The sequence below is a fragment of the Pseudomonas sp. PA-5-4B genome, assembly GCF_021606215.1.
GTDB classification, from domain to species: Bacteria; Pseudomonadota; Gammaproteobacteria; order Pseudomonadales; family Pseudomonadaceae; genus Aquipseudomonas; species Aquipseudomonas edaphica.
This window is the reverse complement of the sequence record NZ_WKDB01000007.1, coordinates 93344-105901: the sequence shown is the minus strand read 5'-3', so window position 1 is coordinate 105901 and position 12558 is coordinate 93344. Positions and strand designations below refer to the sequence as shown.

Annotated in this window: 12 protein-coding genes; 8 read left to right on the top strand and 4 right to left on the bottom strand. The window is 59.6% G+C overall.

The features are described from left to right. Positions 1-174: 174 nt before the first annotated feature. The 3 genes from GIW28_RS05895 (at position 175) to GIW28_RS05885 (ending at position 2039) form a co-directional block, all read left to right on the top strand. A complete protein-coding gene (locus GIW28_RS05895; protein ID WP_017135409.1) occupies positions 175-516 on the top strand; it encodes a type II toxin-antitoxin system RelE/ParE family toxin in 342 nt (113 codons plus the stop codon). Positions 517-526: 10 nt separating this feature from the next. Beyond that, a complete protein-coding gene (locus GIW28_RS05890) occupies positions 527-835 on the top strand; it encodes an XRE family transcriptional regulator (RefSeq protein ID WP_169988415.1) in 309 nt (102 codons plus the stop codon). A 190-nt stretch (positions 836-1025) separates the two neighbouring features. Further along, entirely contained in the window at positions 1026-2039 is a 1014-nt protein-coding gene (locus GIW28_RS05885; protein WP_026013556.1) for a sensor domain-containing diguanylate cyclase, read from the top strand. A 43-nt stretch (positions 2040-2082) separates the two neighbouring features. Here the strand turns inward: GIW28_RS05885 and GIW28_RS05880 are convergent, their stop codons facing one another. Continuing rightward, positions 2083-3099, bottom strand: a complete 1017-nt coding sequence (locus tag GIW28_RS05880; RefSeq protein WP_170040537.1) for an amino acid ABC transporter substrate-binding protein — start codon at positions 3097-3099, stop codon at positions 2083-2085. Positions 3100-3322: 223 nt separating this feature from the next. Between GIW28_RS05880 and GIW28_RS05875 the strand changes: the two genes are divergently transcribed. Further along, positions 3323-4573, top strand: a complete 1251-nt coding sequence (locus GIW28_RS05875; protein ID WP_099549456.1) for a 2-aminoadipate transaminase — start codon at positions 3323-3325, stop codon at positions 4571-4573. On the opposite strand, the gene GIW28_RS05870 is transcribed toward GIW28_RS05875, so the two are convergent. After that, the gene (locus GIW28_RS05870) at positions 4570-6585 is read right to left on the bottom strand and encodes a c-type cytochrome (protein ID WP_236445891.1); all 2016 of its coding nucleotides are present in this window, start codon (positions 6583-6585) and stop codon (positions 4570-4572) included. The genes GIW28_RS05875 and GIW28_RS05870 overlap by 4 nt on opposite strands. 199 nt (positions 6586-6784) lie before the next feature. Here GIW28_RS05870 and GIW28_RS05865 point away from each other — a divergent pair, with 199 nt between their 5' ends. Both GIW28_RS05865 and GIW28_RS05860 read left to right on the top strand, forming a co-directional pair. Then, positions 6785-7288 carry a DUF6622 family protein gene (locus GIW28_RS05865; protein WP_017135404.1) on the top strand — a complete coding sequence of 168 codons (504 nt, stop codon included), beginning with the start codon at positions 6785-6787 and terminating at the stop codon, positions 7286-7288. Positions 7289-7359: 71 nt separating this feature from the next. After that, complete coding sequence (locus tag GIW28_RS05860; protein WP_017135403.1) at positions 7360-8079, top strand: hypothetical protein; 720 nt, start codon at positions 7360-7362, stop codon at positions 8077-8079. Between the two features lie 117 nt (positions 8080-8196). On the opposite strand, the gene ptaA is transcribed toward GIW28_RS05860, so the two are convergent. Beyond that, the gene (gene ptaA, locus GIW28_RS05855; RefSeq protein WP_236445889.1) at positions 8197-9276 is read right to left on the bottom strand and encodes a pyoverdine biosynthesis transaminase PtaA; all 1080 of its coding nucleotides are present in this window, start codon (positions 9274-9276) and stop codon (positions 8197-8199) included. Positions 9277-9372: 96 nt separating this feature from the next. Beyond that, a complete protein-coding gene (gene glyA, locus GIW28_RS05850) occupies positions 9373-10728 on the bottom strand; it encodes a serine hydroxymethyltransferase (protein ID WP_099549451.1) in 1356 nt (451 codons plus the stop codon). A gap of 274 nt (positions 10729-11002) precedes the next feature. Between glyA and GIW28_RS05845 the strand changes: the two genes are divergently transcribed. Together GIW28_RS05845 and GIW28_RS05840 are read left to right on the top strand one after the other, a co-directional pair. Further along, positions 11003-11608, top strand: a complete 606-nt coding sequence (locus tag GIW28_RS05845; RefSeq protein WP_236445887.1) for a helix-turn-helix transcriptional regulator — start codon at positions 11003-11005, stop codon at positions 11606-11608. After that, positions 11595-12473: a queuosine precursor transporter gene (locus tag GIW28_RS05840; protein ID WP_138450517.1), complete on the top strand. Its 879-nt coding sequence runs from the start codon at positions 11595-11597 to the stop codon at positions 12471-12473. Before GIW28_RS05845 ends, GIW28_RS05840 begins: the two co-directional genes overlap by 14 nt. Positions 12474-12558 lie beyond the last annotated feature (85 nt).

Below are 12558 nucleotides of genomic sequence, written 5' to 3'. Positions count from 1 at the left end.
AAACCAATCTCGCACATACCATTCAGAAAACTCACAACTCTTTATTTTTACTGATTTTTTTTGAAACGCTTCAACCTCAGCCACTCACAAAATAAGTGCCAGGCTCTGACCAATCTTCGCGAAAAGACCCTTCAATCGCTGATTGCCTTATGAACCTATTTTGGTGCACTCTCTGTGAACGACCTACCTCTCGTGTTGAACGTCGCATTTTACCGAACCGAGGCTGGCAACGAGCCCGTGCGTGAATGGCTGATGGAACTGCCCAGGGAATCAAAAAAGCTTATAGGCACTGACATAAAATCGGTCCAACTCGGATGGCCGCAAGGGATGCCGTTGGTTAGGAAGCTGGAGCATCGCCTTTGGGAGGTCCGAACCGATCTTGGTGAAAATGCTGCACGCGTCATTTTTACCTTGGTCGCCAGCCAGATGATTTTGCTGCACGGCTTTATTAAAAAGAGTCAGAAAACGCCTTCAGTCGACCTGAACACCGCCAGGCATCGCAAAAACAAGCTCTGAGGAACATTCCATGAATAAGCATATCGGCTCCAACTTTGATGATTTTCTCAGCGATGATGGGCTCATAGAAGAAGTCTCTGCCGGAGCGTTGAAGCGTGTTATTGCCTGGCAATTGGCAGAGGCGATGAAGGTGCAGAAGGTCAGCAAGAAAGCGCTGGCCGAACGTATGCATACCAGCCGCACCGCCGTCGATCGAGCGCTGGACCAAAACGACGCGGGCATGACGCTGTCCACCCTGGCCAGTGCGGCAAGGGCTTTGGATCAACATGTCGAAGTACGCCTGGTACCGAACACGCAAGCAAGGCCCGCCAGGGCGTGAAAGCTCGTGCCAGGCGAGCACAACGTATGTCGCCCCACCTGCTGATTAATGGCCTATCGCCACACCACTAAAGCAGCACACTCATCCTATTCAAAGCGCGCAAGCCGCGATGTAGAGTAACCTCAGCCACGGTGTACCGGCGTCAATGAAGACTGGCCTTGGAAGCCAGCACAGGCAGGGAAGTGCACAGATGAACGAGACATCCGGCAATAAACCGCTGCGCAATAACTTTTCCGAACTCAACGCCGACATGTTGCATGCGGTGATGGAACTGGTCAGCGACGGCATCTGGGACTGGAATGCCAACACGGGTTTCGTGTACCGCAGCCCCGGCTGGTACATGATGCTTGGCTACCCCCGCCACTCCCTGGAGAACAGCGTGTTCACCTGGGAGAACGTGATCCACTCCGAAGATTATCCACGCGTCATGGCCGTATTTGATGACTACATCAGCCAACGCGCGCCCCATTACCAGGCCGAGTATCGTTGCCGCAAGGCTGACGGCACTTACTTGTGGATCGAGGACCGTGGCTACGTCATTGCCCGTAACCCCGACAATTCAGTGGCACGCATGGTCGGCGCACACCGCGATATCCATACACGCAAAATCTCCATCGAACAGCTGCAAAAGCGCAACCAGTCGCTGGAAGCGCTGGTGGCCGAACGCACCCTTGAGTTGTCACGGGTCAATCAGCAACTGCAAATGCAGTTGGACGAGAACCGCTCCCTGGCCGAACAGGATGCCCTGACACGCATCGCCAACCGTTATCGCCTGGAAAAGGTGTTGCTGGAGGAGTGCGACCGTGCCGAGCGCTTCCGCGTACCGCTGGCCTTGGTGGCCATGGATATCGACGACTTCAAGCCGATCAACGACAAACATGGTCATGGCGTCGGCGACCAGACCCTGGTGAGCGTGGTAGACAGCCTGGAAACCTGTATGCGCCAAGGTGACTTGCTCGCACGATGGGGTGGCGATGAGTTTATGGTGATCCTGCCCAAAAGCAGCTTGGACACCGCCAGGCAATTGGCCGAACGTATCCGTCAGGCCATCGCCGAGATGCCCGCCGTGGGCGACTTCAAAGTCACCCTGAGCCTGGGCGTGGTGGAGCGGCGAATGGGCGAAACGCCCGCCGCCTTGATGGCACGTGCCGATCAAGCACTGTACCGGTCCAAAGCGGCGGGCAAGGATGCGGTCTCGGAATGATGTGGGAGCTGGCGTGCCTGCTCCCACCTATCGTAGTGCTGAGTCAACGCACCGGCGGTGCGTACTGGATGCCGCCATTGCTCCACAACGCATTGAGCCCGCGCTTGATCTTCAGCACGCTGCCCTGGCCGATATTGCGTTCGAACACTTCGTCGTAGTTGCCCACTTGCTTGACGATCTGCACCACCCAATCCTTGCGCAGCTTCAGGTCTTTGCCGTAATCGCCGTCGGCCCCGAGCAGCCGCGCAACGTCGGGGTTCTGAGTGGACTTGGCCTGCGCCTCGACATTCTGCGAGGTGATGCCCATTTCTTCGGCATTGAGCATGGCAAACAGGGTCCACTTGACGATGCTGAACCACTCATCGTCGCCCTTGCGCACCAGCGGCCCCAACGGCTCTTTGGAGATCACCTCGGGCAGCACCACGAACTCATCCGGGTGGGCCATCTTGATGCGCTGGGCATACAGGCCCGACTGGTCGGTGGTGAGCACGTCGCAACGCCCGGCTTCCAGGCCCTTGGCGCTCTCGTCGGCGGTGTCGAAGGTGATCGGCGTGTACTTCATGCCGTGGGTACGAAAATAATCGGAAACGTTGAGTTCGGTGGTGGTGCCGGCCTGGATGCAGACGGTCGCGCCATCGAGTTGCTTGGCGGCGGTCACGCCCAACTTGTTGTTGACCAGAAAGCCGATGCCGTCGTAATAGGTCACGCCGGTAAACACCAGGCCCATGCCGGAATCGCGGGAGCTGGTCCAGGTGGTGTTGCGGGAGATCAGGTCGATTTCGCCCGATTGCAACGCGGTGAATCGCTCCTTGGCGGTCAACTGGGTGAACTTCACTTTTGAGGCATCGCCGAACACGGCGGCGGCAACAGCGTGGCACACGTCCACATCGAGGCCGGTCATCTTGCCCTGGCTGTCCGGCACGCCAAAGCCCGGCAGGCCGTCGCTGACGCCACACTGGATAAAGCCTTTTTTCTGGATCGCGTCCAGGGTCACGCCCGCGTGGGCACTGCCGGCAAGCGCCACGGCCGTGGCCGCGATGAGGGTTTTGAGGTGGTTCATGCGAGGCACTCCCTGTGAGTCTTTTATTATTCGGCGCCGCACTGCCCGCGCCGGTTTCTGAGGTTGCCCGGCAGTATTGTCAGGTTTGCAGCGCGGCCACAAACGACCTTTAGGCAACAGCTCCTTCCGATTTGGAATGACCCGGCGACTTTATTTCGTTTGCGGCAAAGCCGGGCGCGCGGCTTAGATAAATACACGCCCGCCACTGCCGAGTCCCCGATTCATGAGCCGCGAAAGCATCAGCCAGTCGATTTCCATCGTTCACCCCATCAGCCTCAGTCACGGTAAAAATGCCGAAGTCTGGGACACCACGGGCAAGCGCTATATCGATTTTGTCGGTGGCATTGGCGTGCTCAACCTCGGGCACTGTCACCCAGGCGTGGTGGAAGCGATTCGCGAACAAGCCACCCGGCTCACCCACTATGCCTTCAACGCCGCGCCGCATGCGCCCTACATCGAGCTGATGGATCGCCTTTGTGCGTTTATCCCGGTGGATTACGCGGTAAGCGGCATGCTCACCAACAGCGGCGCGGAAGCGGCGGAAAACGCCTTGAAAATCGTGCGCGGCGCCACCGGCCGCACGGCGGTGATCGCCTTTGACGGCGCCTTCCACGGCCGCACCCTGGCCACGCTTAACCTGAATGGCAAGGTGGCGCCCTACAAGCAAAAGGTCGGCGTACTACCCGGCCCGGTGTATCACCTGCCCTACCCCAGCGCCGATAACGGTGTGACCTGCGCCGAAGCCCTGAAGGCCATGGACCGTCTGTTCAGTGTGGAAATCGACGTCAACGATGTGGCCTGTTTCATCATCGAGCCGGTGCAGGGCGAAGGCGGCTTTCTGGCCCTGGACATCGAGTTCGCCCAGGCCCTGCGCCGCTTCTGTGATGATAAAAACATCCTGCTGATTGCCGATGAAATCCAGTCCGGCTTCGGGCGTACCGGCCAGCGTTTTGCGTTCTCGCGCCTGGGCATCGAGCCGGATCTGATCCTGCTCGGCAAAAGCATCGCCGGTGGCGTGCCATTGGGCGCGGTGGTCGGGCGCAAGGCGCTGCTCGACAACTTGCCCAAAGGCGGCCTCGGTGGCACCTATTCCGGAAACCCAATTGCCTGCGCGGCTGCTTTGGCAACATTGGATGCGATGACCGACGCGCAATTGAAAACCTGGGGGTCACAGCAGGAAGCCGCCATCGTTCGCCGTTATGCCGCCTGGCGCGAGCAACAGCTGTCGCCCTATCTGGGCCGCCTGACCGGCGTGGGTGCCATGCGCGGCATCGAGCTGGCCCATGCCGACGGCACGCCCGCTCCCCAGCAACTGACCCAACTGCTCAGCCTGGCACGCGATGCCGGCTTGCTGCTGATGCCCAGCGGCAAATCGCGGCATATCATCCGCCTGCTGGCACCGCTGACCACCGAGCCTGCGGTGCTGGAGCAAGGCCTGGATATTCTCGAGACCTGCCTTAAGCAGTTGAACTAGTAGCGCGCATCCACGGGCTTGCCGCCGTTGGGCCAGTCTCTGACCTTGTCCGGAAAATCCGGGCGCGGTTGGCCAGAGAAATACGCCGCCACATCCACCGCTTCCTGGTCCGACAAACCGCCCTGCCCCAGCGGGAATTTTTCGTGGAAGCCGATCGGCATGTTGCGTTTCACAAACGCCGCCGCGGTGTAAGGCCGTGCCATACCGGCGCCGATGTTGAACGACTGCTCGCCCCACAATGGCGGGTACACCAGCTCGCCGTCGGCACGCGCCAGGCCTTGGCCGTTATCGCCATGGCACACCGCGCATTGCTTGGCATACACCTGCTTGCCGTTGTCCAGGTCCGGCTTGATCGCCGGGTCGATCTTGCCCACGCCACGCCCGGCGACTTTATCTTCAGGGCGGGTGTTGTTTTTCATCCAGTCAAAGTAGGCGACCATCGCCTGCATATCCGCCGACTGCGGCGCCAGCGGCTTGCCGTTCATGGAACGGCGGAAACAGCCATTGATGCGCTCCTCCAGCGTCACCACCTTGCCCGCACGCGGCGCGTAACTGGGGAAGAACGCCGACACACCCACAAACGGCGAACCATCCGCCACGGTGCCGGCGTTGAGATGGCAACTAGCGCAGTTGAGCGAATTGCCGACGTTATCCGGCAGCAGCGCCTTGGTTTGCAGGTGCAGGCGCATGCCGCGAATAACCTGGTCGGCGTTGGGTGCGGCGAGCAAATTCGCCAGCCTTGGGGTTTCGAAGGCTGACGAATCGGTGGTGTCAGGGTTGAGTTGGTCACGCAGTTTCTTCACTTGGCCCGCATTGATTGGCGTGCCTTCGTTGCCCCAACGGGTGCGTACGAAAGTGAGAATTTCGGCGATTTCCTGATCGGCCAGTCGGCTGAAACCGGGCATGGTGTAGACCCTTGGGTGGGCGGCGGTTTGCGCGGTTTCCCAGCCGGTCAGGGTGATATGCAACAGCGAAGTCGGGTTGTTCGAGGCAATGCTCGGGTTACCGGCCAAAGGTGGAAACAGGCCTTTTACGCCAGCGCCGTCACTGCGGTGGCAATCACTGCAAAACTGCATATAGCCCAGGCCGCCACGGCTGGTGAACAGGTCGGCTGGCGGTGCGGCCGGTGCTTGGGCGACCGCTGGCATTGGCAGATCATCTTTACCGGGCGGCAGGGATTTGAGGTAACTGGCGATGGCCGTGAGGTCGTCAACACTGAAGTGCTGGGTGCTGTGGTGGATCACATCGGCCATGTTGCCAGCGACCGTGGCAAAGCGGTTCTGCCCGGTCTTGAGCAGTTGCACGGTGTCTGGCACCGTCCACAGGTTGCGCAGGCTCAGGGCGCGCCAGTGCTCGACGGTTTCACCGGCCAGGTAATGCCGGCCGCTGCGGCCCGCATCGCTCATGGCTTTTTCCTGGAAGGCGATGCCCCGTGGCGTGTGGCACGAGCCGCAATGCCCCAGGCCCTGGACCAGGTAGGCACCACGGTTGAGCACCGCGCTACGCTGCGGGTCAGGTTGGAACGGTTGCTTGTCGAGAAAGGCAACATTCCACAGCGCCAGGCCCCAGCGCTGATTGAACGGGAAGCCCATGTCCGCCTCAAGGTTGGCCTGTCGCACCGGCTCGATGCCTTGCATCAGGTAGGCGTACAGGGCGCGCATGTCCTCTGCGCTCATCTTCGCGTAGGACGGATACGGCATCGCCGGGTAAAGGTTGATGCCCGCCGGCGTCACGCCTTCACGCATCACCTTGTCGAACTGCTCGAAGCTGTAATTACCGATACCGGTGTCGCGGTCCGGCGTGATGTTGCTCGAATAAATCGTGCCCATCGGCGTGCTCAGCTCCAGCCCACCGGCCATCACCTGGCCTTGCCTGGCGGTATGGCAGGCGATGCAGTCGCCCAGTTGGGCCACGTATTTACCCAGTTCAATTTCGGTTGGGGCGGCGTGCAGAGGTAGCGCAAGACACAGCGTCGCCCCCAGCAAGGCCAGGCGGGACAATGAAAAGGCCATCGCATAAATCCTTTAATAACCTGGCGTGGAGTAGTCCCCTCGGCGCAGGCCAGCGGTTGTTTTTATGGGTTCATCAGGCCGCTGTGTTGTAACGGGTTTTGCGCTGGAGGGTGTTGATGTGGGTCAGCGCCAAATCGATGGACAAAACGATGATGGCTCAACGACTATCAGCGCCACCAAACCCCGCAAGGAAGCACCCATGCTCGATATCCTCCAAGGCACGCCCCTGTGGGTGTACGCCATCTACCTGTGGATTTGTTATTACGGCATCAAGGCCTGCATGGGCGGGCGTGAGAATCGCCGCTCGCTGCTGATTTTGCCGGTGGTGCTGGTGGTGTGGTCGCTGATGTCGCTGGCGCCCTCGATCCTGTCGAGCGGCGCCTGGGTCGCGGGTGCGCTCGCGGGCAGCCTGCTGGGGATGTTGCTGTTCAACGCCGACGGCGCCCGGCTCGATGCCAATGGCGAAACGCTGGTGCTGGCGGGTACCTGGAAAACCCTGTTGATCTCGCAGCTGTTCTTTGCGGTGAAATACTACTTCGGCTATCAGCAGGCCGTGCATCCGTTGCTGTTGAGCACGCCTGAGATGTTGCTGGCCGTAGGCGGTGTGTCGGGGTTTACCGTTGGTCTGTTCTGCGGGCGGGCCGATCGATTGCAGCGGGCGCTGAGCGCCTTGCGCCGCGATAAGGGCAGTGTGCTGCCTTGACCTGACCTGCGTGGCCGCCGAAAATGCGCGACGCTTTTTTGTCCCCCGTTTACTGAAGTAGTGAAATTTCAATGCCTGATTCTTACACCGAACACGCCGCCGAAGAATCCGTAGTCGCCCTGCACTCGAAGGCCGAATACGAAAACGCCATCAATCTTTCACAGCATGTGCCTGCGGCCAAGATCATCAGCGAGATGGTGCTGGACGCGTTCCACACCTCCAAGGAAAGCGACCAGATTCGCGAACTGCGCGTGGCCATCCGTCAGGCCCATGACGCCTTCGACGACGACAAAGCCTACGACCTGATGGGCCAGCTCAAGCAACTCAAGGATGCCGAGGCGGCCGACAATATCGCCCTGGAAGATTTGAGCAGTAAGTTCTCGATCAGCCGCATCCTCTCCAGTTTCAAGGACGACCCCGAGTTCCAGGAGCTGGTCTACGGCCTGGCCCTCAAGGTGCTGAACCAGTCTCACCAGGCCATCAGCAACCCAAGCGCCGGTAAGGGCAAGGCTGCACGGGCCAAGAAAGAAGCCGAAGTGTTTGTGATCAGCAAGGATGGCATCAGCGTCACCCTGCCGCTGCGCACGCCGCGCTCCAAGCTCAACGTTGACCGTGAGGCATTCGAGTTTTTAGGCTTCAGCTTTGTGGGTGAAGGTGATGAGGCTGAGCTTGAAACCGAGAGCTTTGTGGATAACGCCGGCGCCGAGCAGCCGTTGAGCCGCAAGAGTGTGATTACTGCGCTGCAGCAGCAGACGGCGTTTGATGGGTACAGCATCGCGCAGCAGCAGTAACGCATTGCTCAAAAGGTGGGAGCTGGCTTGCCTGCGATAGCATCACCTCGGTTTGCCTGATAGACCGAGGTGCTGCTATCGCAGGCAAGCCAGCTCCCACATGGGTTTTGTGTTGCTTTAAAGACTCGCGAACACCTCGCGAAACCGCGCCATCTCCTGTTTGTTGCCCACCGTCACCCGCACCCACTGCGGCCAATCCTTCCACACCCGCCCGACCAATACGCCCTGTGCAGCCAGCTTCTCGATCACCTGTTCTGCAGGTTGTTTCACGTTAATCATGAAGCAATTGCTTTGCGACGCGGTGCAGGTAAAACCCCGCGCCTTGAGCCAGGCCACGGTTTCGTCACGCAGTTGGGCATTGAGCGCCTTGCGTTGCGGCACCAGCTTGAGGTCGTCCAGGCTTGCCCGGGCTCCGAGTAACGTGGACGCCGCCGGCACATTGTCGCCACCAAACACTGCCAGGCGTTCCAGCAACGCTGGGTGGCCTACCGCCAAGCCCAGGCGCGCGCCGGCCATGCCGTAGATTTTCGAGAAAGTGCGCAGCACCAGCAAATCGTCGTGGTCCTTGACCCAACTCACGCAGCTTTGTGCATCGCAGAAGTCGATGTAGGCCTCGTCCACCACCAGCACGCAGCCTTTGGGTTTGTTCGCCAGCGCCTGGCAGATCGCTTCGGTGGGTGTCAGGGTGCCGGTCGGGTTGTTGGGGTTGCACAGGTACAGCATGCCCGCCTGAGGGTCGGCGGCAAGCATGGCCGGCACGTCATGGGCGTGGTCGGCATTGAGGCTCACTTCGTACACCGGCGCCTTCCATGACTCGGCGGCCTGACGCGGTACTTCATAGGACGGCGTGGCCATCACCAGACCACGGGCCTGGCTGGTAAACGCCAGCACCGCGTAGCGCAGGGCGGCCATGGAGCCGGCAAATACAGCGACCTGTTCTTCGACAAGCCCCTGCGATTTGGCGAACTGTTCGGCCAAGCCATACATGTAACCATAGGGGTACAGCCCGGAGAGGCCGATGCCACGCTGCATCGCCTCGCGGGCGGAGTCCGAGGGACCGTAGGGGCTTTCGTTGTAATTAAGCCGCACCGTGTCCGCCGGAGCCGCTGGCTGGCTGGCGACCGCCCAATCCAGGCGGCCCAGCACCGGCAGGGCCGCGCCAAAGGCGAGAAGAGACCGACGACTTACGCTGAACATGGCGCGACTCCTTGTAGACGGGTGATGGTTTCTCACGGTTCGTACAAAGAAGTATGACGAGAAGGCGCTCGGCTGATTTAGCCACCTGCGCCGTGATCAACCCTCCAGGTAGTCGGCGATCGGGTAGTTCATGCACAGGGCCTCTACCGCTGTGCGCACCTGCTCGCGCACCTCAGGCTCAAGCCGATAGTCCTGTTCGCCCAGCGGGGTGACGTTTTCCAACACCCGGCACACCAGCGCAATCACCTGGCGGCAACCCTCGGCGTCGAGTTCGCGTTGCGCCATGCAGCCGGTGCCAATACACAAACCGCTGGTGACCAACTTCGAGCGTGTCTCGCCTGGTACGCGGTGCTTGCTCACCACAATGGCGCAAGACTCAAGGGCCGCCTCGGCGATGGCGCCGGTCATGGCGCCCGGCAACCGGATCAGTACCGTATGGTTGTCACTGCGCCCGCCCACCACGTCGTAACCCTGGGCCGCAAACGCACTGGCCACCTCATCGGCAAGCGCACGGCCACGCCCCATACAGGCATCAAACTCTGCTGACTTCGCGTACCCGAAGGCAGCCGCTTTTGCCGCGATCATATTCACCGCCGGCGCCCCTTGCATACGCGGGAACACGGCTTGGTCCAGCACACGGCTGAACGTCGACCGCAGGCCAGGCACCTTGGCCTCGGCGTCGCGGCCGCACAGGATCAACCCGCCCCGTGGGCCGCCCAATTGCTTGTGCGTGCAGGTGATGGTGACGTGGGCGGCGTTGATCGGGCTCGGGTGGCGCCCCGTCACCACCAACCCGGCGATAGCGGAAATATCCGCCAAGAGGATGGCGCCCGCCTCGTCGGCAATTGCGCGAAACCGCTCAAAATCCACCACCCTTGAGTACGCACCCGCACCGCAAATAATGATGCGTGGGCGATGGGCCAGGGCCAGGCTGCGCACTTGCTCATAATCGATAAGGCCATCGACGGTGGTGCCGTAGCGGATAGCCTTGTAATAGGCCCCGGTAAACACCGCCGGGCTGCCATGGGTGAGTTCGCCGCCATGGTCGTGGGCCATGCCCAGTAGCGTATCGCCCGGCTCAAGCAGCGCCGAAAGCACTTGGGATATGGCATTGGACGCCGAATGAGGCTGCACGCCGGCGTAATGTGCATCGAACAACTCCCGCGCCCTGCGGATGGCCAGGGATTCCACTAAATCGACATTTTCGCAGCCGGTGCGATAGCGTTTGCCGGGCGTGCCTTCGGCGCTCACGTTGACCAGTGCAGAGGCGCAGGCCACCAGAGTGCGGGGCTTGACCGCGCAGGAAGAAGCCACCATTGAGAGGGTGCGATGCTGGCGAGTGACTTCAGCATCCAGCAGGCTGGCGAGTTCGAAGTCTTCTGCGCGCAGATCCGCCAGGCCACGACGCAGCAGGTCGGCCTGGTCTTTCAGAGGTACGGTATTGAATGCCATCAGTGCGGGTCCCTTCCTGGGCGTTGCGTGCCGGTCCGTCCTGAACCGAGAGGATCAATTAAACAGGAAATTAAACATTTTCCAAATCAAATGTTCATTTTCCAGACTCCAGCCCCATCAAAAGCACGCCCGCAGCGCATCCGGACTTTATTGTTAGGGCCGACGCATGCAACACTCCCGCCGCCGCAAAACCACAAGCGCCCCCGGAACGGGCGCTCCCTGCTGTGGTTGCGCAAACAACGGACGTTAACGACTAAAAGGAAGTGGTGAGCACGTGATACACAGACGCGAAAAAACCGAGCACTTGAAGAGCAACATCAAGTACTTGATCAAAAGCCGCGGCGAGACGCAGCTGTCGCTATCGAATGCCGCCGGCCTGACCAGGACCACCATCTACAACATCCTGGAAGGCAAGGTCGTCAACGTGCAGCAGTCCACTGTCCGCAAGATCTCGGACTTCTTCGGCGTCTCCTACGATGAAATCGAGACCCTCGATTTTGAAGCCAAGGAAATCATCGAGAGCAGTGTTTCCCCACAGGGCAACATGAACCCGGCAGCCGTGCCGGTGCTCAAGGAAAGCCTGGTTATCCAGAGCCTGGACAAGCGCATTGGCGAATTGGCCACGCTGTATCCGCTGACCTACTACTTCGGCTCTTCCTACAACCTGATCGGCGTGCGCCTGGAACGTGGCATCCCCGGCATCAACGAGCCGGGGGATTTGCTCATCGTGCAAAAAGGCACGTCAACGCTGGGCAAAGAAAAGCTGGTGTACGACCGGGCCATCCAAAAGATGTTTATCACCCTTGAAGCCTGCGCTGGCTCAGAGCGCCTGTGTGTAATCGGCGACATCATTGAGGAGCGCTTCAATGACAACGTATGAAGCGGGCATCGAAAACAGCACATACAAGCTGCTGGGCTTTGAGAATGACAAGCGCCTGGCGGTGATCATGGTTATCGCCACCGGCAAGGTCATCAAGATGAAGCTGAGTGAAGTCATCAACAGCGAAATCATGGACAACCTCAATAAAATGGAAGTTAAGAACATGTACAAGAAGTTTTATTCACAGGGAGGGACGCTGACGGCCTACGATATCAACGACCGCAACGAAAATTCCTGGATGATCTACATCATCCTGAACCTGTTGCTGTTCACGTTTTATATCTTCACCAGCATTGCCGCGACCAAGCCTATTTACCTGGAGTCGATGGGCATCATCGTCACGCCAGGCACGTTTCTGTACCCGCTGACGTTTTTGATCGTGGATTTGCTCAACGAGCAATTCGGCCTGCGGCTGGCCAGACGTGCCATTTTGTTTGCGTTCGCCAGTAACGCGATGATCATCATCCTGCTCTACGGCTCGACGTTTCTGCCAGGGCTGCCCGGCTGGAAACTCGATGGCCCTTACAACGATGTGATCATTCAGGTGTCCTCGGTACTGGTCGCGTCCTCGGTCTCGTTCCTGGTGTCGGAGAACATAAACTCCTACTTGCTGTGCAAGATCAAGGAACTGACCAACTCCAAATACCTGTACCTGCGGATTTTCCTCAGTACGTTCTTTGCGGTGATTATCGACAGTTTCCTGTTCTGCTTTATTGCGTTCTATGGCGCGATGCAGACCAGCGACATCTTGAGCATGATCTACGTGCAGATCGCGATCAAAGTCGGCTTTGCGTTTTTTAATATCCTGCCGGCCTATGGCGCGCGTGCGTTGTTCAAACGCTGGATTACCGGTAGCGCAGCCTGATGTAATGCGCTCTAAATGTGGGAGCTGGCTTGCCTGCGATGCAGACAACTCGGTATGTCAGTGACATTCAGTTGATGCTATCGCA